1 protein-coding gene is annotated in these 1,492 nt (G+C 55.0%); it reads left to right on the top strand.

Translation table 11 applies throughout. The features are described 5' to 3' along the window. Positions 1 to 407: 407 nt before the first annotated feature. The coding region (locus tag BKD70_RS23570) for a PAAR domain-containing protein (RefSeq protein ID WP_070415503.1) at positions 408 to 1,492 on the top strand (1,085 nt) is incomplete at its 3' end.

The following is a 1,492-nucleotide window of genomic DNA, read 5'->3' as shown; positions in this document are numbered from 1 at the left end:
GCCCAAGCTGGATATCGGCATCAGCTTCTTCGGTGGCCCCGGCAAGGAGGATGGCCGGTTCGATATGGATAACCTGAACTATCTGTACAAGTTCCCCCATCGGGAATGGAAGGTGCCGCGTCGTAATCACTAAGTGCAGGCAGGCGTCCGTGCAGCGGCCCGCCAAGCACGCAGCTAGAAGTAGCCGCCCGAAGCACTGTGCCGGACGTCGCAGGCCTATCAGACTTATACGACGAAATACCCGGAATCGTCCGACTTTACCCTAAGTAAATCCCTCTCCAAAGTTTGGCTTGCCGCTGACTCTCTCGTTCTCGTTTACCTCGATTGAATGCATCACGTATCAATTTTCTTATTCGAGACGAGAAGGAGAGTGCGGCCATAAACTCAAATGGATAAAGGGTAAAGCAATGAGCTTAGGTTATTTCATAGGTCTGGGTGACAAGACCACCTGCGGCGGGGAAGTGCTGGACGGTGATAAGAGAGTCAACATACATGGCCTTTTCCATGCGTGCGAAGGTGACCGAGTCACCTGTGGCAAGGATGGGCAAACTTATAAGATCGTCGGTGGCATTTCCCACATAAACAGCCATGGCCGGCTTATGGCCGGCACTTTGGATAGTTACAGCGACTGTCCCTGTAAAGCCGAGCTGATTCCTTCGGTGTACTCGGCCACCTATGAAAACCAACATACAGAACCGCCCATTAACCTGCGAGTAGCTCAAACAAACCCATCATCTGTAAATCGAAACACTGTAGCGCCACGTCATTCTGGTTTCGTGCCGTCCGGTCATGTTGGATCAATGGCATTCAATGGTGTGCAGGGTCAGGAGCCAGGTTTTTATATCGTGCCCAAAAGTATCAGCCGCGAGGCGCTGGAAGCCACACTTTTTCCAACGTTCGACCCGGCTGTAATGCGCAAGTTTAAGGCACTGAACCCGAATACGAGCCACGTCAAAGCCGGCTCGATGATCGTACTCAGCGATCCGAACAACACCTCGTGCACCTATCAGGAAGCGCAACTGTTGCAGGCGGCTCAACACGTCAGCGCATCACTGGATGAGCTGACGCCGGACGAGGCTGACTTTCTGTATCGCCATGGTGCTGAAGTCGCCGGTTTCATCGGCCAAACCTCAACCTGGCTCGGCGTCAGCGCAGTGGTGATGGAAAAGCACCTGAGCAATCTGCGCGAAACGCTGCAGGCCATGGAGCGCCTGCATCAGGACAGCTACCGGCAGCACGGGCACCTTAGGTCACCGCAGTTTTTTGCTGATCGCCAACGGTGGATGAACCAGTTGGATGCTCATCTGCTCAACTCCACCCGCCTGCGCGGGCAGACCACCTTGGGCGATCACCCCAAGTTGAAAACGGCCCTGGGTATATCCAGTCGCAGCTTGGTGCATCACTGGGACAAGGCGGGTGGGCCGGGGCAGATTCCGGGGTATGCCGCTCATGTGGAGGCGGTCAGTCGTGCCACGAAGTATATGAAGGCAGG

The sequence above is a fragment of the Pseudomonas sp. BS-2016 genome (assembly GCF_001806145.1).
Lineage (GTDB): Bacteria > Pseudomonadota > Gammaproteobacteria > Pseudomonadales > Pseudomonadaceae > Aquipseudomonas > Aquipseudomonas lundensis.
Note: the sequence above shows the minus strand (reverse complement) of the source record. Positions and strands in the feature narration are given on the sequence as shown.